This is a genomic window from Vibrio sp. Vb1755 (assembly GCF_033338635.1).
In the GTDB taxonomy this organism is placed as follows: domain Bacteria; phylum Pseudomonadota; class Gammaproteobacteria; order Enterobacterales; family Vibrionaceae; genus Vibrio; species Vibrio alginolyticus.
Genome location: NZ_JAWOTA010000002.1, coordinates 116,617 through 141,777, shown reverse-complemented (window position 1 = coordinate 141,777; position 25,161 = coordinate 116,617). Strand labels below are relative to the sequence as shown.

General features: G+C 43.9%; 21 protein-coding genes and 2 pseudogenes. 7 read left to right on the top strand and 16 right to left on the bottom strand.

What is annotated here, in order from left to right; all coding sequences use genetic code 11:
- Positions 1–49: 49 nt before the first annotated feature.
- Together R7E00_RS03170 and R7E00_RS03165 are read right to left on the bottom strand one after the other, a co-directional pair.
- Positions 50–658 (bottom strand): MarC family protein, encoded by a 609-nt coding sequence (locus tag R7E00_RS03170; protein ID WP_005375727.1) that lies wholly within the window; start codon positions 656–658, stop codon positions 50–52.
- Between the two features lie 280 nt (positions 659–938).
- A complete protein-coding gene (locus tag R7E00_RS03165) occupies positions 939–1,364 on the bottom strand; it encodes a TraR/DksA C4-type zinc finger protein (RefSeq protein WP_025767657.1) in 426 nt (141 codons plus the stop codon).
- Between the two features lie 190 nt (positions 1,365–1,554).
- Between R7E00_RS03165 and zigA the strand changes: the two genes are divergently transcribed.
- A complete protein-coding gene (zigA, locus tag R7E00_RS03160) occupies positions 1,555–2,754 on the top strand; it encodes a zinc metallochaperone GTPase ZigA (protein ID WP_033906943.1) in 1,200 nt (399 codons plus the stop codon).
- Positions 2,755–2,898: 144 nt separating this feature from the next.
- On the opposite strand, the gene R7E00_RS03155 is transcribed toward zigA, so the two are convergent.
- Positions 2,899–4,113: a CobW family GTP-binding protein gene (locus tag R7E00_RS03155; protein ID WP_025767655.1), complete on the bottom strand. Its 1,215-nt coding sequence runs from the start codon at positions 4,111–4,113 to the stop codon at positions 2,899–2,901.
- A 523-nt stretch (positions 4,114–4,636) separates the two neighbouring features.
- Positions 4,637–5,896 (bottom strand): peptidoglycan DD-metalloendopeptidase family protein, encoded by a 1,260-nt coding sequence (locus R7E00_RS03145; RefSeq protein WP_033906942.1) that lies wholly within the window; start codon positions 5,894–5,896, stop codon positions 4,637–4,639.
- Between the two features lie 147 nt (positions 5,897–6,043).
- Here R7E00_RS03145 and R7E00_RS03140 point away from each other — a divergent pair, with 147 nt between their 5' ends.
- Positions 6,044–6,916, top strand: a complete 873-nt coding sequence (locus R7E00_RS03140) for an aspartoacylase (protein ID WP_025767653.1) — start codon at positions 6,044–6,046, stop codon at positions 6,914–6,916.
- A gap of 207 nt (positions 6,917–7,123) precedes the next feature.
- Here R7E00_RS03140 and R7E00_RS03135 read toward each other — a convergent pair whose 3' ends face one another.
- The 6 genes and pseudogenes from R7E00_RS03135 to R7E00_RS03110 form a co-directional block, all read right to left on the bottom strand.
- The gene (locus R7E00_RS03135) at positions 7,124–8,137 is read right to left on the bottom strand and encodes a CobW family GTP-binding protein (RefSeq protein WP_025767652.1); all 1,014 of its coding nucleotides are present in this window, start codon (positions 8,135–8,137) and stop codon (positions 7,124–7,126) included.
- Positions 8,127–8,687: a carbonate dehydratase gene (locus R7E00_RS03130; RefSeq protein WP_017821071.1), complete on the bottom strand. Its 561-nt coding sequence runs from the start codon at positions 8,685–8,687 to the stop codon at positions 8,127–8,129. The genes R7E00_RS03135 and R7E00_RS03130 overlap by 11 nt, the downstream gene beginning before the upstream one ends.
- Positions 8,688–8,731: 44 nt before the next feature.
- Positions 8,732–10,066: a dihydroorotase gene (locus R7E00_RS03125; protein ID WP_047104476.1), complete on the bottom strand. Its 1,335-nt coding sequence runs from the start codon at positions 10,064–10,066 to the stop codon at positions 8,732–8,734.
- A 90-nt stretch (positions 10,067–10,156) separates the two neighbouring features.
- Positions 10,157–10,618: pseudogene (locus tag R7E00_RS03120) on the bottom strand (Fur family transcriptional regulator); the annotation flags it as partial.
- A gap of 4 nt (positions 10,619–10,622) precedes the next feature.
- On the bottom strand, positions 10,623–11,291 hold the full coding sequence (locus tag R7E00_RS03115) for a DUF1826 domain-containing protein (RefSeq protein WP_262606003.1): 669 nt from the start codon (positions 11,289–11,291) through the stop codon (positions 10,623–10,625).
- A gap of 339 nt (positions 11,292–11,630) precedes the next feature.
- Positions 11,631–12,425 (bottom strand): AraC family transcriptional regulator, encoded by a 795-nt coding sequence (locus R7E00_RS03110; RefSeq protein WP_170893305.1) that lies wholly within the window; start codon positions 12,423–12,425, stop codon positions 11,631–11,633.
- Positions 12,426–12,547: 122 nt separating this feature from the next.
- Between R7E00_RS03110 and R7E00_RS03105 the strand changes: the two genes are divergently transcribed.
- On the top strand, positions 12,548–13,354 hold the full coding sequence (locus tag R7E00_RS03105) for a sulfite exporter TauE/SafE family protein (protein ID WP_053307804.1): 807 nt from the start codon (positions 12,548–12,550) through the stop codon (positions 13,352–13,354).
- Between the two features lie 119 nt (positions 13,355–13,473).
- Here R7E00_RS03105 and R7E00_RS03100 read toward each other — a convergent pair whose 3' ends face one another.
- From R7E00_RS03100 to R7E00_RS03085, 4 genes are all read right to left on the bottom strand, one after another.
- Positions 13,474–14,499, bottom strand: coding sequence for an alpha/beta hydrolase family protein (locus tag R7E00_RS03100; RefSeq protein WP_132936369.1), 1,026 nt, complete (start codon positions 14,497–14,499; stop codon positions 13,474–13,476).
- Between the two features lie 415 nt (positions 14,500–14,914).
- Positions 14,915–15,217: a hypothetical protein gene (locus tag R7E00_RS03095; RefSeq protein WP_054579645.1), complete on the bottom strand. Its 303-nt coding sequence runs from the start codon at positions 15,215–15,217 to the stop codon at positions 14,915–14,917.
- A 205-nt stretch (positions 15,218–15,422) separates the two neighbouring features.
- Positions 15,423–16,361 carry an alpha/beta hydrolase gene (locus R7E00_RS03090; RefSeq protein ID WP_262606002.1) on the bottom strand — a complete coding sequence of 313 codons (939 nt, stop codon included), beginning with the start codon at positions 16,359–16,361 and terminating at the stop codon, positions 15,423–15,425.
- A 72-nt stretch (positions 16,362–16,433) separates the two neighbouring features.
- Positions 16,434–17,348, bottom strand: a complete 915-nt coding sequence (locus R7E00_RS03085; protein WP_017821078.1) for an alpha/beta hydrolase — start codon at positions 17,346–17,348, stop codon at positions 16,434–16,436.
- Positions 17,349–17,476: 128 nt separating this feature from the next.
- On the opposite strand from R7E00_RS03085, the gene R7E00_RS03080 reads away from it, so the two are divergent.
- A complete protein-coding gene (locus R7E00_RS03080) occupies positions 17,477–18,406 on the top strand; it encodes a LysR family transcriptional regulator (protein WP_130545540.1) in 930 nt (309 codons plus the stop codon).
- Between the two features lie 68 nt (positions 18,407–18,474).
- On the opposite strand, the gene R7E00_RS03075 is transcribed toward R7E00_RS03080, so the two are convergent.
- On the bottom strand, positions 18,475–19,668 hold the full coding sequence (locus tag R7E00_RS03075) for an acetate/propionate family kinase (RefSeq protein ID WP_017821080.1): 1,194 nt from the start codon (positions 19,666–19,668) through the stop codon (positions 18,475–18,477).
- A gap of 468 nt (positions 19,669–20,136) precedes the next feature.
- Here R7E00_RS03075 and R7E00_RS25425 point away from each other — a divergent pair, with 468 nt between their 5' ends.
- Together R7E00_RS25425 and R7E00_RS25420 are read left to right on the top strand one after the other, a co-directional pair.
- Positions 20,137–20,367, top strand: a complete 231-nt coding sequence (locus tag R7E00_RS25425) for a hypothetical protein (RefSeq protein WP_224721257.1) — start codon at positions 20,137–20,139, stop codon at positions 20,365–20,367.
- Positions 20,368–20,438: 71 nt separating this feature from the next.
- A pseudogene (locus R7E00_RS25420) lies at positions 20,439–20,682 on the top strand (EAL domain-containing protein); the annotation flags it as partial.
- A 72-nt stretch (positions 20,683–20,754) separates the two neighbouring features.
- Here the strand turns inward: R7E00_RS25420 and R7E00_RS03065 are convergent.
- Entirely contained in the window at positions 20,755–22,686 is a 1,932-nt protein-coding gene (locus R7E00_RS03065; protein WP_054574370.1) for a DEAD/DEAH box helicase, read from the bottom strand.
- 413 nt (positions 22,687–23,099) lie between these two features.
- Between R7E00_RS03065 and rnb the strand changes: the two genes are divergently transcribed.
- Complete coding sequence (rnb, locus tag R7E00_RS03060) at positions 23,100–25,103, top strand: exoribonuclease II (protein WP_042521896.1); 2,004 nt, start codon at positions 23,100–23,102, stop codon at positions 25,101–25,103.
- The last annotated feature ends 58 nt before the right edge of the window (positions 25,104–25,161 follow it).

The following is a 25,161-nucleotide window of genomic DNA, read 5'->3' as shown; positions in this document are numbered from 1 at the left end:
GTAAAATTAGCTCTTAACGTATACCTTCAGCTCAGTTTGCGAAACAGCCTTAAAGGTCAAAGTAACTTTCAATCCCATTCAGAGTGTTGGTCGTGGCCACAGCGGCTAATATCAACCCCATGATCCGACTTACAGCGCTAGCTCCTGTATTCCCAATAATCCTGTGTATGCCGCTGGCCATTAATAGCAAGATATAAACAACCAATAGTACCAGTAGCATCACAGCCACGGTCTGGACTTGCTCCCAAATATTAAACCGCACGTTCTCTGTGAGTAAAACGGCGGCTAATATTGCGCCAGGGCTAGCAATTGATGGAATGGCTAGAGGAAAAACTGCTGTATCATGATGACTATTGAGCGTTCTGATTTCTTCTGCTGGTTTACTCTCACCAAATATCATAGTCAAAGCAAACAAGAACAATACGATACCGCCCGAGATTTGAAACGCAGACAAGGGAATACGCATTGCTGTAAGTATGATTTCACCAGCAACAACAAAAAACAGTAGGATAGCAGCGGAGAATAGAGTCGCAAACAGAGCGACCTTACGCTTTGCCACTTCTTCATAGCTTTTTGTGGCTGCGATAAAAACGGGCACAGTACCTATGGGATCGATGACAGCAAAGAAAAAGATAAAAGTTGCCACAAAGTCAATCATGCTACTTTCTCCAGTACCAATTTAGCTTTAAGGATAGAAGATCAGCTTGAAGTAGCAGAGAAAATGTTTGACGCTAACATAGCGAGAGCTCATTCAGAAAAACAAAAATGGTGCGTTATTTACAATACAGAACTTACTTCTATCCTATCGATAACTATTAATATCTCAAAGGTAATGACTACCATACCTAACGGTAGTCGCCATCGCTTTAGACTTCTCAGAGAACATCAAAAAAAACAAGTGAACGAGAAGAATATCGACGTCATAAGATAGTGAGGCTTTAGTGTTTATACCAGTGCTCTTTTGACTCCATTTGAGCTTTTACTTCTGCACTATATTCAGCAGTAGGTCGTGCCAATAACCTTGGAATGCCGATAGGTTCTCCGGACTCTAAACAATAGCCATACTCCCCTGCGCGCAAGCGAGCCAACGATCGTTGAATCTTAGGTAACAGCTTTTGCTCTCTATCTATGATTCTTAATGCGATTGCAGATTGCTCCTCACTGGACGCCCTATCGCTTTCGTCACTGAATTCCATTGGCGCAATCATCTCTTCTTTCGCGCGTTCAATATGCGCTAACGTCGATTCATAAAGCTCAAATAATCGGTTTTCAAAAAATGCGAGCTGAGCTTCATTCATATAATCCGCCTCGGGCGCTGCAAGAATTTCTTCTTCTGTCATGACATGCTTTTTCTCTTCGTTCATAGAACCTCCACACCGAGATAAGAGTTCGCTCTCTAAATTCCGTACATCTGAATCTGTATAACTTAACGACGAATGAATGCGCCAATAAGGTGCAGTACTCGACACAGTCACAAACTGCTTGATGCCAGAGTTAAGATCACCGACTATATTAATTGTTATATTATAACATTACACTATAAAGAGCATGAGCATGAACACCCAGAAACTCCCTGTTACGGTTTTGTCCGGCTTTCTAGGCGCAGGAAAAACAACCGTTTTAAGTCATATTCTTAACAATAGACAAGGCAGAAAAGTGGCGGTCATCGTCAACGACATGAGCGAAGTCAACATCGACGCAGCGACCGTTCAGAATGAAGTTTCTCTCAACCACAGTGAAGAAAAGTTGGTTGAAATGAGTAACGGCTGCATCTGTTGTACCCTGCGTGAGGATCTACTTGAAGAAGTTACTAAACTCGCGCAAGAAGGCAGATTCGATTACTTAGTTATCGAGTCCACTGGCATCGCCGAGCCACTCCCCGTTGCAGAGACTTTTACTTTTGCCGATGAAAACGGGCTCTCACTTTCAGACGTTGCACGTTTAGACACCATGGTTACAGTAGTTGATGCGATTAACTTTCTGCGTGATTACGATGAAGCTAAGTTCTTAACAGAGACAGCCGAATCATTAGGTGAAGACGATGAACGCAGCGTTGCTGACTTACTCGTTGATCAAGTAGAGTTCGCTGACGTTATCTTGATAAGTAAAACCGACCTTGCTGAGAAATCAGAAATCGAAAGGCTTCTTGCGATTCTTAAAACTCTTAATACATCGGCCACTATTCTTCCTATCTCGAATGGTGAAGTAGAACTTGATGCGGTACTCGACACACAAAGCTTCAGTTTTGAAAAGGCACAACAAGCCCCAGGTTGGTTGAAGGAAATGCGAGGCGAGCACATACCGGAAACCGAAGAATACGGCATTTCTAGCTTTGCCTATCATGCGAGACGCCCTTTCCATCCAGAGAAGTTTTACGACTTCCTCCACAATGCGAAAGATTACGGCAAACTAATTCGTTCCAAGGGTTATTTTTGGCTAGCAACCAGACCAGAGTTTGTCGGTCAATGGAGCCAAGCGGGAGGCATCGCACGTTATGGTGTTGCGGGTATGTTTTGGAAAGCGATTCCGAAGGAGGAATGGCCGACGGATCAAGATTACCTCGATGCTATAAACGACATTTGGCAAGAACCATACGGCGATATGCGACAAGAATTGGTGTTTATTGGTCAGGGATTAGAGCAAGAGAAGTTGATTGCTCGTCTCAACGAATGCTTGTTAACAGAAGTTGAGATGGAGCAAGGGCTCGACTATTGGTTATCTCTGGAAGACCCTTTCCCTGAATGGGAACAGTAAACGACTGAGATACAAAAAGCCTCCCACCATTCGGGAGGCTTTCTCGTTACACAGAGCCAATTTTGGTATACCGAGCCAATTCAGTAAGTCCGTTCTCGAAACAACCCGAGCAAACATGCAGCGAGGGAATCCTCACCAGTGCATTCAAAGCGTCTTCTTCTGACTCAACTTAGCTATTTTCTTTGGCCAAGGATCTTCAAATGTTGCCCCTTGTTGCCATTGCTCCAGTTCCGCATCCGTTAAAAAGCAGTTTTCCAGCGCATCAATAAACACATCGATTTCGTTTTCTTGCCCAATCACCGTTAAGCGACAACGACGATCACCAAAGCGGCTTTCAACACTGTCTATCTTATCTTGCAGGATTTGACGATGCTCTTCAGTGAAGTTTTGCGATTCGTCATTGATTATCGAAGCACGCCAAAAGCCTGTAATTTCAAGCCCCACGTTGCCGTTTGCTTGACTCCAAAGCAGTGAAACATCGTCTCGAGTTGGGAACCAAAAGAACCCTTTACTACGGAACACACCTTTAGTTAAATACTGATGGCAGGTATTCCACAAACGCGCAGGATGAAAAGGCCGATCGTCTTTGATCACTTTGGCGACAAGGCTTTGTTCGTCTTTATCAGAGAGATTCAACGGCTCATTCACCGTCTCACGAAGTTCTGCGATTAGCTGCTCAACAAGGAAGAAATTGTAGTCTTGCTCACCTTTCGACATGCGGATATCCAAGTTTCCCCATGACGTTTTGATTATCTCGGTGTAAACATTAAGCGGGTGAATCGCCTGTGCGATGTTGCGAACGGTATTGTCGTCCACTTTGTCCGTCTTGGTGAGCATGATACGGTTTGAGAACATGATTTGCTCTACCAACAAGTTTTCAACGCCGCGAACACCCTGCTGCACGTTCTCCTGCCACTTAGGGATTAAGGCAGAACCTTGTCGATAGTCATCTCGCAACCAAGTCGCATCCACCAACGTAATTACGTCTTTGAGTGCGAATTGTGCGTTACTTTTGAAGTACTCGACCAAAGGCAAAGGATGACTACTGCCCGACGTTTCAATCACAACCCATTCTGGCGATTTTTCTGCGCAGAGCTTTTTAAGGGCTTTATCGAGCTGCTTTACACCACTCAGGCTGCTGATGCTGTCTCCACTGATCGTAACAAAGTTGCCCTGCTCTTCACTCACCGCATCGGTATTTAAGATAAGCACGCCATCGACGTCTAACTCACTCATGTCATTAACAATAACGGACAGATCAATACCAGAAGAATCGGCTTGTTGAAGAATGTTGCGTAAAAACGTGGTTTTCCCGGACCCGAGAAACCCATGCAAAATGGTGACTGGAATTGATGGCATACTTTTGACCTACAAACTCTGGATGAACGCATGTTATAACATAACAACTTAGTGAGTTATAGAAGGAATCCAATTGCTGTCTTAGACGCAAAACTTAAGAATCGGTAAAGATCACAGGGGCTGATTTCTCAGAACTCTCCTTCGTTTCTCATCACGTTTCATCACAAGCAAAGGTCTGACTATTGATAAAAATAATAAGTGGTTACAAAACGACCATTGCTTTGTTTATAAAATTGGAGAAAGATGACAATACAGCGATTTATAGGAGGTGGTGTTATGACTTTAGTTCTTACCGTTCTTATTTTCCTAAGTTGTATTGCGATGCTCGCAATTGGTGTGATGTTTTCACGTAGGCCGATCAAAGGCGGAGGTTGTTGCAAAGCGTCCGATGTTGCGGATGTGGGCACACGTAAAAGAAAAAATCGCAGTCATTATTCTTCTAGGAACACATATTGACACTCACCTATTGCTCCAACCTCACAACACAAAATAGCATAACTGAGCCCTAACAAATTGTCGGGACTCAGTTTTTCGTTTCTACTAGATAATCAAACTCTGATACTCGCGCCAAAAATGAAGGTTTCTGGATGTTAGGAAGCGACTTCGCGATAGGTAAGTCGGCTTTCATTGCATCAACCGGACGATTACGAACTAAAACTTCAAAATGTAAATGTGGTCCGGTTGAACGACCAGTATTCCCAGAGAGGGCTATTTTTTGCCCACGCTTTATAACTTGACCTTTTTTAACCAAGATTTTATTCAAGTGTAGGTAACGAGTTTTGTACACACTGTTATGTTCAATCACTAAATAATTACCGGCATAAGGGTGCTTGCGGACCGCAATTACTTTTCCATCCCCAGTAGAATAAACTGGCGCACCGATTGGTGTCGCGAAGTCCGTTCCGTTATGCGGGGTGACTCTTCCCGTCACTGGGTGTTTACGCTTGGGGTTAAACCCAGAGGTGATTCGGCGGTATGCCCTATCGACAGGATAACGGTTAAACGCTCGCTCCAAACTGTTACCAGCTCTATCATAGAACCGTCCATCCTCGGCTAGAAATGCAGCGACTTCGCCCCTCGCTAAGTTAAAAGAAATAGCCTTAATCTCACTATTGCCAGTTTTGTGTTCACCTAAATATTGCTGTTTCACTAATATATCGAAACGGTCACCGGCTCTAAGAGATCGCGCAAAATCAATCTTATCTTTCATCACCTGCGTAATATTTGCGACGTGGCCTGATGCCAATCCTACTCGATGTGCCGAGACTGAAAAACTCCCTTTGATTTCTCCCGAAAATAAGGTTTCACGCCATTCCCCTGAAATTTCCTGAAATTCGTAAGAGAAGGAGCCATCGTTTTCTCTAGTGTAGATAGCCTTCTCTACAAGGCTCATATGATAAATTAGTCGACTCAATTGCCCCATGTCATCCATCACTAATTCAAGCTCTTCTCCGGGCTTAATCATATCTAGCTGCAGGTGATCAAGATCAACTGAGAGAATTTGCTGCAAAATACCGTAAGGGAGACCCAATTGAGCGAAGATACCACTGAGCGTATCTCCCACTTTAACTATATAGTGTATTTGTTTAGGTTTAGGCAACGGAGTCAAACTGACATCTGAGGGAACCACTATCTTTGATGATGGAGGTGGTGACGAATCACTGCTTTGATTCAGTTGAACGCTGTGACTATCTTGATTTGGCTCATCCTCTGTAGGTAGAAGCAAAGCGACCGAAAAACAAAACACAGCAACGATTAAAGCAATAAATTTAAACTGACTCATGAGAAACTAAGTATCAATAATAACGATTGTTATGTTATAACATATCTAGGATTATTTTTACTCAGTTTAGTAAACGTTTATTCAGTTCACTGGATTGGCTAAGAGAAGACCAGTCATTCAACCCATTCTCTTTGAGAAGGCTCAATAATGAACACATTCAATTCAGCACTTATCGTTGCAGGAACACACGGAAACGAACTTTCTGGTATTTATTTACATAAACTAATCAAAGAAAAACGTTACTCTGTCAATAGATCAACCTTTTCAGCCTGCTCGATCATCGCAAACTCCGAAGCAGTAAAACACAACGTCCGATACATCGATACAGACTTAAATCGCGAGTTCTCAGCAATGAATAGCAATCATTGTCCTGATTTGCATGAAAGCAAGATTACACATCAATTTATCGAGAAATATGCAAACCAAGAAAAACTGTTGATTGTTGACCTGCACAATACAACAAGCAATATGGGAGCGACGTTGATTTTGCTTTCTAACGATGTTTTTTATCGGAAACTGGGCGCGTACGTCAAACAACGAATGCCATCAGCACATATCCTTTTCGAAGAGCGAAAAGAATGGCAAGAGCAACCTTACCTTTGTACTGCTGGGCAATATGGAATAATGATTGAGGTCGGGGCGCAAGCACATGGTGCCCTAGAGTACAGTACGTTGGAGTTGATGAAACAGATGCTTACCGCAGTATTGGACTATGTTGAAAAGCACAACCTCAACCAAATAGGCTTACTGAGCGATTATGAGGCGTTTTTTTACACCGAAGAAATCAGGGTTCCACTTGATCAAGAGGGTATGCGGCAAGCACTAGTACACCCTACTATTTGTGGCAGAGATTTTGAGGCGGTCAAACCAGGAGCACCTTTATTAGCGACTTTCGCTGGTTATGATATCCATTGGAATGGCAAAGGGGAAATTTACCCGCACTTTATCAATGAGAGCGCCTACAGTACCGCAAATATAGCAATGGCCCTCGCTAAAAAAAGACGTGTTTCTTCCGTGTAACTTAAAGCAAGTAATTAGGCCACGTGTAACGTGGATACCTCACCCCATGAATAAAACTGTGCCTGAGCCGCATAGGCAGAAAATACGGGTACTAACTCCACCCTAATACGGCAGCATAAGTGCCTTAAGCGCAGCTTTAAAAGAAACCCCACTAGAATTTTAAGGAGGTAAGACATTATGGTTAAAAGGAGAGTTTTCTCTTTTCTATCATGATGCCTTCTCCAAACATCGAAATAATCTATCTTCAAATTGGTCATCTAGACCGGAAGAGATCAGTTCTAGGCGGCTTTCTGAACACTCGTCTAGTTCAAACTCTGTGAGTCCATCTGATGTTAGATTGTAACCAAAAATACCGCTTCCCGTGATAAAAACCGCTTTCATTCGTTCGACCTTGAGGTCGAGCAGCAATAATCTCAGCTTTTGATGATCGAACACGTTTTCAGCGGAGATACGCCAACCGATACTGTAGAAACCTTCCCCCTGATTGGTTGCTTTTAGAATGCCGCTCTCAGGCATAGGCAACTCAGGAACAAGTGACTTTTTCTCTCTTTCACGATAAAGAACAGAGGGCGTTTTTTGCACGTCAATACGAGTCGTTCCCTCACATTCATGAAAAGGGATAGCGCCATGTTCAGCGAAAATCACTTTTGTTTCCCGCAGACCGAGCTTTGCTATATAAGCCGTCAGCTTTTGCTCATCTTCATCTTGATAGAGATCGCGCTTATTACCTACCACTGTATCTGCGATAGTGATTTGCTGGTTAAACGTTTCATGCTCAGTGTACTTAGGATCCGATAGTTTACGTGCATCGACTAAAGTAATGTTTTTTTGCAAAGCGAGAATTTGACGATAATACTCGGTCGATAGCACTTGCAGTACTTCTTTAGGATGACCAAGGCCTGTAGGCTCAATCAACAATCGATCTGGCCTTGCTTCAGACAATAATTGATTTAAGGCGATTTGCATCGGAAGACCTGCTGCACAGCACATACATCCCCCGGGGACCTCTCGAATAAACACTTGGTCTTGTTGTTTTTTTTGGCCTTGTAACAAGCTGCCATCAATACCAACTTCGCCAAATTCATTGACCAATACAGCCCAACGTTCATGACTCGGTTTATGGGTCAATAAGTGCATTATTGCCGATGTTTTCCCCACCCCGAGAAAGCCAGTGATGATGTTAGTCGGCACTCGCGAAATCAGTGGCTTATTAAAGTTCATTGGCAATTCTCCGGTAGCCTTGGACTAGTTCATGGTTGGCAGAAACGACGGATTCGGAAAAAGCTGAATATTCTGGCGGCACTTTAGAGATACTCTCTAAATCAAAACCGACACCAATATTGGTCATCGGTGGTACATGGAAATAAGCGGGTAAATCGAGGCCATCGACGACACAGTTATGACGAATAACACACCTCTCACCGATGACGCTATTGAACACGACGGAGTTGAAGCCAATGAAAACATCATCACAAACCTGGCAAGGACCATGAATAATCGAACGATGAGCAATGGATGAGCGCTCACCAATGGTCACCGCAGCCCCTGCCTTAGAGTGAATTACGACACCATCTTGGATATTGGTGTCACGTTTGATGACGATAGCTTCCATGTCTCCATGGTTATTAACTTCGTCAGCTCGAATAACAGCATAGGGTCCAATAAAAACGTTATCCTCAATAATGACTTTGCCACAGATAATAGCGGTTGGATCGATAAAGGCTGTTGAGGACACCTGTGGCATATGGCCCGTTGGGTTTCTTCTTAACATAATGCTTCCAGTTTGTTTATGGCTCTTTCTTTGCGGTCAGCGACTTAACGATTGAAGGATAAACGCATCGCTCCAGCTGGTTTATCGATGACTTTGTTATTGGCATAAACTAGCGCGCCATTGACCCAAGTCTTTTGAATTTGAGCTGAAAATTCATGTCCAGCAAAAGGCGACCAACCACAGTGATATAAACTGTTTTCGTTGCTAACTCGTGTTGGGGTATGAGCATCAACCAACACCAAATCGGCGTAGTAACCTTCACGAATAAAACCTCGGCCTTGAATGCCATAGCGAATGGCCGGGTTGTGCGCAGTTTTTTCGACTACTTGAGTCAAACTCATATGACCTAAACGGACATGCTCGAAGAGAGTAAGTAACGCATGCTGAACTAACGGCAGTCCGGCTGGAGCCTGCTCGTAAGGCACTTGTTTTTCTTGCCAAGTGTGAGGAGCGTGATCTGTTGCAATGATATCTATTTGCCCCGTATTTAACGCTTTTAACAACGCATCGCGGTCACTAGGAAACTTGATTGAAGGATTACATTTGATCAAATTACCAAGAGCGCCATAATCTTTGTTGCTGAACCAAAGATGGTGAACACAAGCCTCCGCGGTGATTGATTTATCTCGAATGTCTCCCTCGTCAAAAAGTGCTAGCTCCTTCGCCGTTGTGATGTGCAGCACATGCAGTTGGCTGTGATACTTTTTGGCAAGTTCTACCGCATAAGAAGATGAAGCGTAACAGGCCTCTTCGTCACGCAAAATGGGATGGTCTTCGATAGTGAAACCTGGCTTCTTAAGCCTTTGCTTTTGCTGGTTTTGTTTAATAACAGTCCCACTTTCACAATGAGTAACAATGAGTACTGGAGAGTCACGAAAAATTGACTCCAACGCTTGCGGATCTTCGACTAACAAATTTCCTGTTGATGCCCCCATAAATACTTTCACACCACAATGTTGTTTGGGGTTAAGTTGTTTAATCTGTTCAAGATTGTCTTCGGTTGCACCGAGGTAGAAAGAATAATTCGCAAACGAGCTTTCTTTAGCGAGAGCGAACTTGCGCTCTAACGAGTCAATAGTCGTTGTAGCCGGACTAACATTGGGCATTTCCATGTAGCTTGTAATACCGCCGGCTACCGCTGCCCGCGACTCGCTTGCAATTGTGCCTTTATGTGTCAGCCCAGGTTCTCGGAAATGCACTTGATCGTCAATCATGCCTGGCAGTAAATAAGCCCCTTTAGCATCAATTACAATATCTCCGTGTTGTACGGATATATTAGTAGCAATCTTGTCAATTCTTTGATCAACAATACGTAAATCTGTTTCGGTAATGGCTCCTTCGTTGACCACCCGAGCGTTTTTAATCAATGTTGCTGACATAATTCATTCTTTTAGATAATTTATAAATGTGGCCAATACTCGGTCACCTTGTGAAGCTATAAGGGGAGATCGTGTGTCTGCCTCATAGGGGCGGTTTGCGCATTCATCGCAAACACAGGAAATCTCAAATTGTGGGCTAAGAACGGTGAAGCCTTCTTGTATGGCTTTCGCACATACGCTAGAAATAACATTGGCTTCAACCGCTATTTCACTAACCTTTCCACACTGAGAGCAAATCAAAAACTGTGGAACGCCATGCTCCTGATCGCACGCGATTTGAGAACAAACGACGTATTTACTAGATGTATTGAGCTTATGGACAAAGTGCTCTGCTTCAAGGAAATCGAGTATTCGATAAACCGACATCGCTTGAATGTTTTGAGAAAAGTTGTGATTGCAGTAGTCAACTAGTTCGTAGGCAGAAAGCGGCTTCTCCGCATATAGCAGCGAAGTCAGTATCAATTTCCGTTTAGTAGTGAGTTGTTTACCTCGCAGCAGGCAGATTTTCTCTACCTGCTTCATGACGTCATCTACCGTTTTGAGCTTTCTCATATCTCTAGATGAAATCCAATGTGAGTAGTAAGCGACGTTCATTATCTGCAACATGTGGAGAGCGATGTATAAGTCCAGTGGCTTCATTGCCTTCCCAACCACTTCCTTTGAGCAGGGCAACATCGCCAGGCTGCATTCGTCGTATGGCACTTTCAGAGTCGTATAAGCCCGATAGGTGATCAGGTTGACCAAGACTACCGGCACCGAGTTTAGTGCGATCAATGGTATCGTTGGTTAACCATTCGGTCGCTCGGCCGGTATAAGTTATGACAAGTCTGCAAGGCACACGATCAAAGTGAAATTTCGGGCACATCGGGCTGTCTAGGCGAGTTAGTCTCAAACCTGCTTCTTTAACCTCAAACAAACAGCAGAACATATCGACGATTAAAGCAGCATCTTCACTCAGCGCATCAGCACACGCATAGCCCTCTAACTTGCTTCGTACCCATTGTGCAGCATCATCTGGCGTGACACTTTGTACCAGTGCCAATCTAGGCTCCTGAGCCAGCATCAGATTAATGTCCTTCGTCAACTCTTTCGAGAGCGTTCGCTGCCATATGGCAATATTGTGCTCTGGTTTGTAGATGTCGCTAAGTATGTTCGCTGATGTCGATATCGCCAACGATGATGTTGTTTGGACACGAAGCGGGTTCTCAACTACATCAATGCTCATATATCTTCCTCCCAAGCGTTAAAAAGGTCAGGTAAAGGTTTTAATAACGTTGATTTTCTAGGGCTATGAGACCTAGTAATCGTTACGATTTCGCTCTAGTTCACGGACATATTGACACAGTCCCACCCCATGTAGAGTCAAGTCAGACAGCGCTTGTGAAGAAATCAACGTTTACTCTCTCTCAATAGGAGACTACTGGTTGTGAGATCAATTCTTTAAACAACAAATTGTAGAGCCCCAAACAAGGAAATGTTATAACATAACAATTAATATTTTCAATATTTACCTTTTTTGATTAAAGATAATTAGGGGAACATCATGAGCATGCGAGCACGGAAATTATATTCCGCGATTAGAAAAGTAACGCGTGGGTGAATCGCCATAGACCCGACGAAACATCGCAATAAAGTTACTGGGCGTCGAATAACCTAAAGCATGTGCAATATCTCCCACCGATTCCCCTCGAGCTATCATTTCTAATGAATGTATTAGCAGTACTTGTTGCCGCCATTCACTAAAACTCATGTTTAACTCACTTCGAATCAATCGTCTTAACGTCCGAGATGAGACTGCCCCAATATTGGCCCAATGCTCCACAGAATGTTTGCTGTTTGGGTCTATTAAAATTGCTTGAGTAACTTTTTGCAGTCTCGGATCTCTGGGCAGTGGGATGTGGAGTGACTCATGAGGGCTATTGACGATTTCATCGGATATTACGGCAAGAATACGTAAAGACTGTATGGATAGATCGTCTGTTTTGCTCCATATCGATGCTCTAACCGATAGGGCTTTCAACATATCGCTCAGTTGGATCACACAAGGTCCCATTGGAAACCGCTCACAACTCTCTGGAGTAAACAGTAATGAACGACCTTTCAGAGAACCACAAAAATAAACACTGTGCATCGAACCCGGGGGGATCCAACCAGCTCGGTGAGGTGGTAGTATCCACGTTCCTTCATCGGTTTTGACCTGAATTAGCCCTTCATCTATACACAGTAACTGGCCTCGATGATGACTGTGCCAATTATGTGGCCGTTGATCCAAATGGTTGAAGTCGCTCCTTTCATGCTGCCACTCCTTAACGATCAGTGCGGCGCCATTTTTCCATTCGCTGTAATCAGAGTTTGTCACTTTATTTACTCAATTCCATTTTGGCCATTATTCATTATTTTCTGTCCTCTTAACGTTACCATAGCAAGTTAGCGTTCGAGTAACATTTTAGCAACGACCATTTTATCGAAGGCAGAACCATCATGAACGAACCTATCTTTATTATCTATTACATTACGGCAGGCTTGGGCATTGGCTTTCTCGCAGGACTCGTTGGTGTGGGTGGTGGTGGAATGGCCGTCCCTATTTTTGCGTTTCTATTTTCACTACAGGGAATAGCTGATACGGAAGTAGTGCATCTTGCGTTGGGGACATCAATGGCTTCGATGATTATTACAACATTGGGCAGCATGCGCGCTCACTACAAAAAAGAGAATGTAGACTCGACAATGGTAGTAAAAATGTTGAGCGGAGTTCTAGTCGGAACATTTTGCGCCACATTCGTAGCATCGTATCTACGAGGCGTCTATCTGGCAGGCTTTTTCAGCGTATTCATGTTGTATGTTGCTTATAAGATGTTCCTCAACACTGAAAATGAGTACAACCCTAACCCACATGGGGCTATCGGTAATATCACTGTAGGCTCGGTGATTGGCTCTGTATCAGCACTTGTCTCTATAAGCGGTGCGGGGTTGATCATCCCCTATCTTGTCCAGCAAAATTTTGAGGTAAAACGTGCTATTGGTACCTCTGCTGCGATAGGTTTCCCTATCGCGCTGTCAGGAAGCCTCGGTTACATGTTAAACGGATGGGAAAATACAGATTGGAACAACTTAGTCTTAGGATACATATACCTTCCTGCAATGATCAGCTTCTCCATTAGTAGCTACTTAACTACTAGCCTCGGCGTGCGTTGTGCAGCGTATTTCCCAAATAAAGTTCTTAAGAAAATCGTTGGTATTTTGTGTGTTCTTCTAAGCTTTAAAATGCTGGGACAAGTACTTAATTAAGGCAAATAATACGGTCACTAGTATGTCTTGCAGTATGGTGGAGGGATAAGCCTGCACAAAACTTACTCCTCGCTTTGCTTACTCGAACAGACAATGTGTAAGAAAGTGTCACATTGTTGCTATTCTTGTGGCTTTGTTAGGCTAGTCAGAATTACATCCAAAATTTTCTGGTGATTGTCCTTTCTGGAAACCTCGTCACGCTCCTGGCAAAGTGCTTCCTCCCCTTCTGATGCGAGAATTTTAATGCCACGCTCAGTACATTCTGCGAACGCACTAAACTGACTCGCACTGGGGATCTCTTGAAACGTCACATTGGGAAGAGCAACAAGTGATTCGGCTGGTGTCAGTGCGGGATGTAGCCGATCAGAGAGCGCCACCACGGTGATAGCATTGTTCATCAAGGCCAGAGTTTCAGGGACAAAAGTTTTCGTTAGCTCAGGGTTGATAACGACGACCGATTTCAGTTTGTTTTCAGACTGAAATCGGGGGAATTTTTGATCCGGGATGCTGGTAATATCAACGTTATTTTCACGTAACCAATGACAGTCTACATTGGTGGCGTTGTGACACGATGTTCGATATTTCTCCGGGCTTATTTGCGCTCCGGAGAGCATCAGCATAGATGTGCCGCCCAGAAAAAAGCCGACCCCCTGCACTGCATCAGTATCTACGCCTCCGGACAGTATCCCGACCGAACTTAATTCGTTCAGCCCAAGCACCAAATCACTGGTTCTGAATGTGATTTCATCAACAGCCATTTCTGCATTGATTTCGTTCGGTGCAGGAGGCTTTGGTACCACAACGACATAACCTTGTTGCGCCAGGCTCGAGGCTATCCAACCACTGTGGGAAAACGCTGACCGTGTTCCGCCCTGCGACAAAAGCACAACGGGAAATTTTCCACTTGCTAAAGGGGCATCTAACTGCGTTTCGACTGATTTAAAAATGTTCCCCCTACCAAACGAGAAGTTGTTTTTTTCGTTCGTTGTGGGATACCAATAATAGACTTCCACAGGCTTGTCTCTGTCTTCACTGAATCCCGTTTTGACTGTTAGCGCAGAATGGTATTTCGGCTCATTCGTACTGGCGCTGACACTGACACATAATGTAGCGAGTAGAAAAGACATTATTATTTTGGTTTTCATTTTTCCCTCAGCCGGCAAACACATTCTTCTGCACGGCATCTGAAGATAACGAGCAGAAGAATATCCATATATTTTGCGAAACATAGCAATTAAGCTATTCATAGTCGAGGTAACCCAAAGAAAATGATAGACCGCTCCAGCTAGAGCCTTTCTTTTCAATAATTTTCTGCGGATATCCACCATGCAGAAGTTTGTACTTTACTCATTGTAAACGACTAATCATGGCCTCTTAAGGCAACATTAGAAAACCAACCGTATTCACAATCCATAACTCCATAACTCCATAACTCCATAACTCATAGTTACACCGATGTATATCTAAGTGAGCTGAAGCTTCATTGCCCATCCAGTGCCCTTTGCATTTTTATAGCAAGGTAGCCAAGCACCATTTTATTACGGACCATTGCTGCCCGCACTAACACTTTTGTTTTGTATCGTAACTGATTTGCTTACTGGCGTTCTTTAGTTGCACTCCTGCCTTATTAAATGCCTTTTGAATAGTTGTGGAAACATGCTGGCGGCCCTCTCCTTCAAAAAAGTTAGCTCGATCTTGCTTCGTTTCGAATACGCAGACTATTTCTAAACTTTGTGGAAAAGAAGAGAATTTGACGGTATGAGTCACCCAAAGAAAGCCATCGTAGCCTTTTAGCGTATCTTCACAAACTTCGGTCAACACTCCTCTAATTAGATTCTCGACCTTCTTATCTGATTTGCGCATAAATTAAACTTCATTCCTATCTAACGCCTTTAATTAGGTTTCAGTGTACATTGTCTTAAACAGTATTTGGCAGTGGTATTTAGTCAATAGCCTGTAGATGAGGTTATTCGCACGAAGATTTACCGACCTACTCGCTTCGAACTACATCTTACGCTGTTAAAAATAAGCGCTTTGCAACTCTACAAAACGCTTCTAACTTATTAGATTATTTTAAGTGTGTTTCAAGGAATGCAGAAACCTTGTCCATTGCAATGCCGACTGCTTCTGGATGGTCATACAGTTCATAGTGAGACCAATTTTCCAAATTAACCAGCTGTCGGTCTTTTGATTGAACAGAGCGGCCATAAATTTCCTGCCCATCACGATAAGCACCAAACGCCCCGACTTTTTGCCCTACCACGGCCATAACAGGCTGAGTCAATAACGTTTCGGCAAATGCAAAGGCATCCCAGCTCAGTGTTTTCTGTGCATGTGAAAACAGCATACGAGTTACACCACCTTCGGTTTGTCCACGTGATGTTTTGTAGTATTCAGTAGCTTCGAACACGTCTCGTTCTGTTAATCCATTTTCTTTTGCAAATTCAATATTTGGAGGAAGAAGTTCATCGATTTTCAGCTCTGAGCCGCGAGCTTCGGCTGTTCTCTGTGCAGCCATAGCCTCAAGATTGGCGATAGGGTCGTACATACTAAAGCCTTCACGGAACAAGCGGCCTAAGTTAACAGGCGTAATACCTACGACAGCTTTCAAGCGCTTTTCGGTTAGGGCTGAATTGATCATGTAACCACCACCGCCGCAGATACCGAGTCCACCAATTCTATTCTCATCGACATATGGTAAAGTTACTGCATAGTCGATAACGCGACTGATATCTTCAACACGTTGACTTGGGTCTTCTACGTAGCGAGGCAATCCTCCCGATTCTCCTTGGAAGCTCGCGTCAAATGCGATCACGACGTAACCTAACTCAGCAAGGGCTTTACCATAGACAGCGCTGGATGTTTGTTCTTTACAACTACCAAAAGGATGAACACTTATCATTGTTGGGTAGCGTTTCGATTCATTGAAGCCTTCTGGGAATAAAATTAATGCAGACATATCCCAAGACATATCAGCATTTCTAAAAGTGATTTTTTGCATATTCATAATCAATATCTTAAGAGTAAAAAGCCTTGAGAGCAGAAAGGCTCGAAGCAATTGAGCCTTTCATCGGGAATATTAAAGAGTGCGTTGGAAGAAAGATGCGAGTTGGGATACTGCGTCATCGACGTATTCGGCAACATCATAAAGCGACATATGGTTTGCACCATCAATGGCATACAAGGTTTTATCTGAACTCGCTGCACGTTCTATCAGGTCATCACTCATCCATTTGCTGCCTGCGTCACTACCAACGACAGCAAGAATTGGCTGAGTTAGGAATGCTTCCGCTTTGTGGTACGCATCGTAAGTAATGATCTGGTTTAAGTTACGAGTTAGAGCAAAACCCGGCGCATTTGGATGTTCACAACGTGGTGTGTGGTAATACTCCCAAGCTTCGCGTAGCTCTGCATTTGAGGCATCTTCTTCACGCATCGGAGCTAGAGGAATAGTCGCGAATTCTGTACCATTCGTGTCGGTTGTGCGAGCATTCGAACCAAATTCTAAGTAACCAACAGCGTCAGCATCGTTAACCGAATTATCCCAACCATTACGGAACATTTGGCCAATGTTTACGGCACTAACCATACCCAGTGCTTTGATTCGACGATCATTGATCGCTGCATTTGCACTATAGCCCGCACCAGCACAAATCCCCATTGCGCCAATTTTATCGTTATCGACGTACTCTAACGTTGTCAGATAGTCGACGACTGCGCTCACGTCTTCAGTACTCGTGTAAGGGTTTTCCATTTGGCGAGGCTCACCTGTACTTTCACCTTGATACGAACGGTCAAACGCAATGGCAATTATGCCGCTTTTTGCAAGTTTACTCGCATATAGGCCTGCGGTTTGCTCTTTTACGCCACCACCTGGGTGTGAAACAACAACCGCCGCATATTGTTTACTTGCATCAAAATCTGTAGGGAAGTTGATAACCGCTGAAATCTCAATACCTTGACCATTGAGATTTTTGAAAGTGACTTTAGACATAGCGACATTCTCCATTAGAGGTTAACTGTTCATCTCAGGCTGACCTAAGCTTCGATGTAATATTAGTCAACACACTGTTTCGGATAAATATCGTTTTATCTACATGACTGTTTAGTTATACTTAACAAATGAGAATCGAACCTTCTTTAATTTCATCACTGACGTGGTTTGCACATATTGCTCGCCATCGCAGTTTCACCAAAGCAGCCTTAGAAATGGGGGTAACCCGTGCTGCCTTATCACAACACCTAAAAGCGTTAGAACAACAGCTACAAGTTCGGTTAATTAATCGAACCACCAGAAGTATGTCGCTGACGGAAGAAGGCCAACGTCTGCTTGATATTTTGCAACCTTCATTGGTGAACATTGAGCAGGTCGTTAACGAATTGAACGACTCTCATCTTGAGCCTTCGGGATTAATCCGTATCAGTGTATCAAGAACCGCTGCTCGGCTGCTTATTGAGCCCTATCTAGGTGAGTTCCTCTCTCGTTATCCTAAAATACGCCTAGAGCTAATCATGGATGATGGGTTTTCTAACATCGTCGCAGAGGGCGTTGACGCGGGCATTCGCTTAGGATTAAGCTTAGATGAACATATGGTTGCGATCCCTATTACTCCGCCGTTAACAACGGCAATAGTGGGCTCTCCTGAATACTTTAGGCAAAATGGACTACCTCAAACTCCTGAGGATTTAGAAGGTCACAATTGCCTTGCTTATCGTTTTACCTCTAGCGGAACAATTGATCATTGGTCGCTAACCTCTCCAGATGTTGCAAAGCGCACCCTCGTTTTCGAGCCTAAAGGCAATGCTATTTTTAATGATGACTATAGTATGTTACAAGCTGCAATACAGGGTGTGGGTTTAGTGAAGCATATTGATTTATGGGTGGAAAAGCACATAGATGAGGGAAAATTGACCCGAGTTCTGACACCTTGGTGCAAAGAGTTTCCAGGGTTTTATTTATATATGCCTTCACGAGAGCATATGCCGAAAAAAATCCGCGTCTTGATGGATTTTTTAATCGAAAAGCGCGAAGCTCTGAAACTCAAAGAGTAATTACCAAATTGCTTTAAATAAAAAAGCGAGCACGAGGCTCGCTTTTAACTTTCTGTTTTCGTTATATATTACAATAGCTCAACCGATTGTTTGGCTATCACAAATTCCTCGTTAGTAGGAATAACAAGAGCTTTGGCACCTAACAACTCAGATGTTGCAATAACACCTGCGTTACCAAATCTTGCATCTTCGTTACCTTTCTGATCTTCAACAAAACCTAACAGTTTTAGGTTTTTCAAGATTTCACGACGAATTGGTAGTGAGTTTTCACCAATACCACCAGTGAAGATGATGCCGTCTAATGAATCCAGAGCCGCGAGGTAGGATGTAATGTATTTCGCAACGCGGTAAGTGAAGATCTCAAATGCCAACTTCGCACGTGAATTCCCCGCTTCCATTGCTTCTAGTACGCCACGAGCATCACTTGTCACACCAGATACACCTAAGAAACCTGACTTCTTGTTCATCATCTCGAACACTTCGTCTTTTTCCCAGCCTTTACGGAAAAGGAACTCGATAACACTTGGGTCGAGGTCACCACAGCGAGTGCCCATCATTAGGCCAGCTAACGGCGTCAAACCCATACTTGTATCAACACATTCGCCATTTTTAACCGCACTCACTGATGCACCGTTACCTAAGTGCACAGTGATAAAGCTGCTTTCTTCAACCGGCTTATCTAGCATTTTCGCTGCTTCACGGCTTACGTAGTAGTGGCTTGTGCCATGAGCACCGTAACGACGCACTTTATGCTCTTCGTAAAGCTCGTAAGGAAGTGCGTACATAAAGGCTTTGGCTGGCATTGTTTGGTGGAAAGCAGTGTCGAATACAGCAAATTGAGGCAGTGAAGGGAACGCCGCCATTGCCGCTCTCATGCCTTCAGCGTTCGCTTTGTTATGAAGTGGTGCAAGTTCAGCAAGGCGCTCTACTTCTTGAATAACTGTTTCATCAACTTTCACAGTTCCTTTAAAGGTTTCACCGCCTGCGACAATGCGATGGCCTACAGCGACAAATTTTGAGCTCAAACCTAGAGTTTCGAGTAGTTTTACCACTCGCTCAACAGCGTACTGATGATGGTTACCGCCAGCTGGAATTGCTTCAACGGTTTTTTCTCCCTGATATTTCCAACTGATTTCAGCTTCAGGTAGGCCAAAACACTCACCAATACCTGATACCAAAGCTTCACCGGTTTCAGAATCAATAACAGCAAATTTTAATGAAGAGCTACCAGAGTTGATCACCAGTACAAACGAATTAGACATGAAATAGTTATCCTGTTGTAGAGCAGAGGTTGTAATAGCGCTTGTGCGCTGCGTACTTCTTGTTTGCCCCTCTATTATTCAATAATTTTTTAATCTTTCAACAATCTTTTAGTAAAAGCGATTTGATTGAACAAATTTTGTTGATCTGTAGCAAGTTTTGATTTTATTTGAAGACTAAAAAATATCACTTGTTAAACATAATTTATGAATAGGTCAATTTGTACAAAGTCAGATATATAAGCTACGTTGTTTATTGGGTGAACAAAAATAACAAACCAATCAATAAATCGGGGTAATAATGTGCCCACTATTGCATTTCTATTAGTGATCTTAGGTTTGATTTTGCTCTGCTGGGGATGGCAGATGACAAAAAACATCTGCTCGAAAACTGACGTAACCGGGTGGACTTTCCTATTATTGTTAATCAGCTGTTTCATTTTTGCTTATGCCGTTTTTTTGCACGCTATCATGCAAAAACCTATTACTTCTCTCTTAGAAACGGGGGTTTCTCTTATACTTTTTGGCGGCAGTATCTTTGTCGTGCTGGTGATTAAGTGGAGCAACGATTCGATATTAAAGCTTCATACTGTTGCTGAAAGAGAGAAGCGCAATGCCGTCCATGACGCTCTTACTGGGCTCCCTTATCGTAAATACTACTTTGAGTCTATCGAAGACATGACACAACCTGAAGGCCAATGACTGATTCAAATTATGAGATAACCTCAAAAACGTCGAAAGATTGATAATACGTTTCAAGGTAAGCTGGTTAATTTCTTTTCACAGCAAGCCGCACTGAAGGCTCCCGCTCTATCGTTGAGAACACGATTGCGCTAGCACATGGATTAGGGTATTCGGTCGTAGCAGAAGGCGTTCAAGACATGGACACACTGCATTTTTTGAGAAGTCGAGGCTGTGACATCATTCAGGGTTACTTGTTCTGCCCTGCCCTTAGACGAAGTAATAAGTTGGGTAAACAAACACGATGAAAAGCAAAACCGTATTAGACGCGCATAAAAAAGCCGAGCGCTTTGCTCGGCTTTCAATTCTTTTTGTAGCAACTTAAAACGTCGCTTTAATCACTCGTGATTATGCGTCTGTACGACGGCCACGACCGTGACCACGTTCACCACGATGTGCACCACGGTGATCACCACCACGGTTGCGATCGAAACGACGTTCGCCACCTTCACGATTACCATCGCGGTTGCCGTCACGGTTACCACGGAAACCACCTTCGCGACGGCCGCCTTCACGACGATCACCACCACGGTTGCCGCCTTCGCGGTTGCCACGGTAACCACCGCCATCACGACGACCACCATCGCGACGACCACCGTCACGGCGACCACCACGAGACTCGCGGAAATCATCGAAGTCACATACTACAGCACCAACATCTTGTTGACGGATACGTAGTTTGCTTAGCTTGTTCGCCGCGTCTGAAGTCATTGCTTTAGGTAGCTGTACGAATGTGTGACCTTGAGCTAGCTTGATCGCACCGATAGAACCTTTACCTAGACCTAGTTCGTTTGCTAGAGCGCCAACGATGTCTTTAACTTGAACGCCTTGCTCACGACCAACTTGAAGCTGGTAAGTATCCCAGTCTTGGTTGTTGAAGTTACGACCGCCGTCGCGACCACCTTCACGGCGCTCTTTACGACGTTGCTTGTCACGCTCAATTGCTTCAACCATTGGGTCTTCGCCAATGTAGAACAGAGGACGTTTGCCTTGCTGACGCTTAAGAAGCATAGCAGCAAGTGTTGCTGGGTCGATGTCTAGAGAACTTTGTAGTTTCTCTACCAGCTCAGCAAATTTGTCTAGTGCTTTGTGCTCTTTCTCTGCTTCAAGCTCAGCGCCTAGCTTAGCTAGACGAGCTTCAGCAACTTGGTCACGTAGAGGAAGTTGGATTTCTTCCATAGATGACTTAGTTACACGCTCGATAGTGCGAAGCATACGAATTTGGTTAGTGCGAACTAGAAGGATCGCTTTACCCTTACGTCCAGCACGGCCAGTACGACCGATACGGTGGATGTATGACTCAACATCAAATGGGATGTCGTAGTTGAATACGTGCGTAATACGTGGAACGTCAAGACCACGAGCTACAACATCAGTTGCAACTAGGATGTCAATAACACCTTGTTTGATGTGATCAACAGTACGTTCACGTAGAGACTGAGGAATGTCACCGTGCAGTGCAGCTGCTTTAAAACCACGTGCAGATAGCCAGTCAGCCAGACGCTCAGTATCTTGACGAGTACGTACGAATACGATTGACGCGTCAGTTTCTTCAGTTTCAAGAAGACGAGACATCGCTTCATCTTTCTCTACACCTTTCACTACCCAGAACTGTTGTTGAACTTTGTCTACAGTGTGGTTTTTACCAGCAACGTCAACCGTTACAGGGTCACGAAGGAAACGTTCAACGATCTTCTTCAGCATTGGAGGCATAGTTGCAGAAAACAGAACGCGTTGTGCTGACTCTGGAGCGTGCTCCATGATCGCAGTTACGTCATCTACGAAACCCATGTTTAGCATTTCGTCTGCTTCATCAAGAACGAAAGTACTAACTTCGTCTAGGTGTAGACGTTCGCGATTGATCAGATCTTGAACACGGCCTGGAGTACCAACAACTACATGAGCGCCACTTTTAAGAGCACGCATTTGGTCGACAATAGATGCGCCACCGTAAATCTCTAGAACTTTCAAACCTTTGATATTTTTACCAAGGTTTTTCATTTCCGCTGCAACCTGAATTGCCAGCTCACGAGTCGGAGCAAGTACAATCGCTTGCGGTTTGCGTTGGTTTAGATCGAGTTTGTTGAGAAGAGGCAGAGAGAACGCTGCTGTTTTACCTGTACCTGTTTGAGCTTTACCCAGCGCGTCAGCACCTTCCAATAGGTGTGGGATTGCCGCAGCCTGAATTGGAGTTGGTGACACGAAACCCATTCCGTCTAGAGCAGAAAGGATAGAATCATTCAGAGATAAATCACTGAATTGAATAACAGAATCTTGCATTGGGATCCTACTTAATTAAACAAAAAAACAGTCCCATATGCTCTTCCAATTCGATACTGATCCATCCAGATACTGATTCCATTCAGACGGGAACACAGCACAGTACACAACCGCGATAAGCCATTAGGGACGACTAAGGGAGGCGGATTATTCCTTAAAAGCATAAAAAAATCCAGAAAAAATTGAATTACATCACAATTTATTCTCAACAATGGTATTTTTAGCATATTTTTCCACCAGCCCTACCATTCCCCGTAGATTCGCGTAGCTCACAGATGAGAATTTCATCAATATTTAAGCCAATTTCTCGTGGTTAAATAGGCAAAATTCACGGCGAAATTACGCTCCACAGGTAGTAATAATAGCTCGCAATGATTATAGTGTGCCCAACTCCATAGGTAATTTAAGAAAAGATGTTTCAAGATAACCCACTACTCGCTCAGCTTAAGCAGCAAATCCAAGAAAACCTGCCTAAAAAAGAAGGCTCAATAAAAGCCACAGATAAAGGCTTTGGCTTTTTGGAAGTGGACAGTAAGACTAGCTTCTTCATCCCGCCTGCGTACATGAAAAAGTGCATGCACGGTGACAAAGTCGTCGCCATTATCCGCACCGAAAATGAACGCGAAGTTGCAGAGCCACAAGAGCTGCTGGAACAAGCCGTGACTCGCTTTATTGGTCGAGTAAAAATGTTCAAAGGCAAGCTCAACGTAGCACCTGATCACCCACAGCTTAAAAAGCTATCTCTTAAAGCGAAACTAAAGAAAGGTCTAAAACCTGACGAGTTCGCCGAAGGTGATTGGGTTGTCGCACATCTTATTCGCCACCCTCTAAAAGGTGATAACTCTTTCTTCGTAGAAATTTCTGAAAAAATCACTGACGCGAATGATAAAATTGCGCCTTGGTGGGTAACGCTTGCTCAAAACGATCTACCAAACTCTGAGCCAGCAGGCATCGATAACTGGGAACTGAAAGACGACGCGGAGCTAGAACGCGTAGACATGACTCATGTTCCATTCGTCACTATCGACGGTGAGTCGACTAAAGATATGGACGATGCGCTGTACGCGAAGAAAACCGTATCTGGCGATTTCGAACTCACCATCGCTATTGCGGACCCAACCGCCTACATCACACCTGAAGATGAAATGGATAAAGTAGCGCGTGAACGTGGCTATACTATTTATCTTCCAGGCCGCAACATCCCGATGCTACCTCGCGATTTAGCGGACAACCTATGTTCTCTGATTGAAGGTGAAACCCGCCCTGCTATTTGCTGTACCGTAACGGTAAGTAAAGATGGTGTGATTGGCGACGATATTAAATTCTTCGCGGCAAACATCAAATCACATGCACGCCTAGCATACGATCACGTGTCTGATTGGTTAGAACACGACAGCTCTGAAGCATGGCAGCCATCTGAAGAGATCGCGACCATCGTTCGTGATCTTTATGAGTTCTCTCTTGCTCGCGCTGAATGGCGTGAGAAAAACGCAGTGGTCTTCCCAGACCGCCCTGACTACCGTTTTGAGCTCAGTGAAGATAACGATGTAATCGCTATCCACGCAGACATGCGCCGCAGTGCAAACCGCCTTGTCGAAGAATCCATGATTACCGCAAACATCTGTGCAGGTCGTACATTACGCGATAAATTTGAAACAGGTGTCTTCAATACGCATGCAGGTATCAAGAGCGAGAAGATTGAGGAAGTGGTTAAACTTGTCAATCCAGAAGGCCAGTTGGAGTTCACAGCGGAGTCTATTGCTACACTAGAAGGCTTTGCTGCGTTGCGCCGCTGGTTGGCTGCTCAAGAAACGTCTTATCTAGATAACCGTATTCGTAAGTTCCAAGCATACAGCGAAGTGGGTAATCAGCCTCTGCCTCATTATGCAATGGGTTTAGACATCTATGCAACTTGGACATCACCAATTCGTAAATACGGTGATATGATCAACCACCGTATGTTGAAGGCCGTCATCCTTGGTAAAGAACCTGTACAAAAACCAGATGACCAAGTAGGCGAAGAGCTAGCTCTACATCGTAAACATCATAAAATCGCTGAGCGAAATGTCTCAGATTGGCTATATGCACGCACGCTTGCTGATGAGCCGAGCAAGAAAACTTGTTTCACAGGTGAGATTTTCGATATTAATCGTGCAGGCGCACGTGTCCGACTTCTCGAAAATGGCGCAGCAGCCTTTATTCCTGGTGCACTAATTCTTGATAATAAAGAAAGAATTGAGTGCAATGGCGACAACGGTACCATCTCTATCGATAAAGAGGTCGTATACAAACTTGGGGATACATTGGAAATTGTCCTTACGGACGTAAACCAAGAAAACCGCAGTTTAGTTGCAAAGCCAACCCAGGTATTCGCTGAACAACCAGCAGCACAAACAGAACAGACTGTAAGTGAATAATACCGAATGAAGTTAAAAGGCGCTCTATTGAGCGCCTTTTTTATTTGTTATGTAAAAC

Coding starts and splice junctions, on each gene's coding strand:
- rnb (WP_042521896.1), top strand. CDS start 23,100: ATGTTTCAAGATAACCCACTACTCGCTCAGCTTAAGCAGCAAATCCAA.
- R7E00_RS25425 (WP_224721257.1), top strand. CDS start 20,137: ATGCAAAAACCTATTACTTCTCTCTTAGAAACGGGGGTTTCTCTTATA.
- R7E00_RS03100 (WP_132936369.1), bottom strand. CDS start 14,499: ATGAAAACCAAAATAATAATGTCTTTTCTACTCGCTACATTATGTGTC.
- R7E00_RS03125 (WP_047104476.1), bottom strand. CDS start 10,066: ATGTCAGCAACATTGATTAAAAACGCTCGGGTGGTCAACGAAGGAGCC.
- R7E00_RS03090 (WP_262606002.1), bottom strand. CDS start 16,361: ATGAATATGCAAAAAATCACTTTTAGAAATGCTGATATGTCTTGGGAT.
- R7E00_RS03105 (WP_053307804.1), top strand. CDS start 12,548: ATGAACGAACCTATCTTTATTATCTATTACATTACGGCAGGCTTGGGC.
- R7E00_RS03130 (WP_017821071.1), bottom strand. CDS start 8,687: ATGTTAAGAAGAAACCCAACGGGCCATATGCCACAGGTGTCCTCAACA.
- R7E00_RS03165 (WP_025767657.1), bottom strand. CDS start 1,364: ATGAACGAAGAGAAAAAGCATGTCATGACAGAAGAAGAAATTCTTGCA.
- R7E00_RS03155 (WP_025767655.1), bottom strand. CDS start 4,113: ATGCCATCAATTCCAGTCACCATTTTGCATGGGTTTCTCGGGTCCGGG.
- R7E00_RS03135 (WP_025767652.1), bottom strand. CDS start 8,137: ATGAACTTTAATAAGCCACTGATTTCGCGAGTGCCGACTAACATCATC.
- R7E00_RS03145 (WP_033906942.1), bottom strand. CDS start 5,896: ATGAGTCAGTTTAAATTTATTGCTTTAATCGTTGCTGTGTTTTGTTTT.
- R7E00_RS03085 (WP_017821078.1), bottom strand. CDS start 17,348: ATGTCTAAAGTCACTTTCAAAAATCTCAATGGTCAAGGTATTGAGATT.
- R7E00_RS03170 (WP_005375727.1), bottom strand. CDS start 658: ATGATTGACTTTGTGGCAACTTTTATCTTTTTCTTTGCTGTCATCGAT.
- R7E00_RS03080 (WP_130545540.1), top strand. CDS start 17,477: ATGAGAATCGAACCTTCTTTAATTTCATCACTGACGTGGTTTGCACAT.
- R7E00_RS03075 (WP_017821080.1), bottom strand. CDS start 19,668: ATGTCTAATTCGTTTGTACTGGTGATCAACTCTGGTAGCTCTTCATTA.
- R7E00_RS03065 (WP_054574370.1), bottom strand. CDS start 22,686: ATGCAAGATTCTGTTATTCAATTCAGTGATTTATCTCTGAATGATTCT.
- R7E00_RS03140 (WP_025767653.1), top strand. CDS start 6,044: ATGAACACATTCAATTCAGCACTTATCGTTGCAGGAACACACGGAAAC.
- R7E00_RS03115 (WP_262606003.1), bottom strand. CDS start 11,291: ATGAGCATTGATGTAGTTGAGAACCCGCTTCGTGTCCAAACAACATCA.
- R7E00_RS03095 (WP_054579645.1), bottom strand. CDS start 15,217: ATGCGCAAATCAGATAAGAAGGTCGAGAATCTAATTAGAGGAGTGTTG.
- zigA (WP_033906943.1), top strand. CDS start 1,555: ATGAACACCCAGAAACTCCCTGTTACGGTTTTGTCCGGCTTTCTAGGC.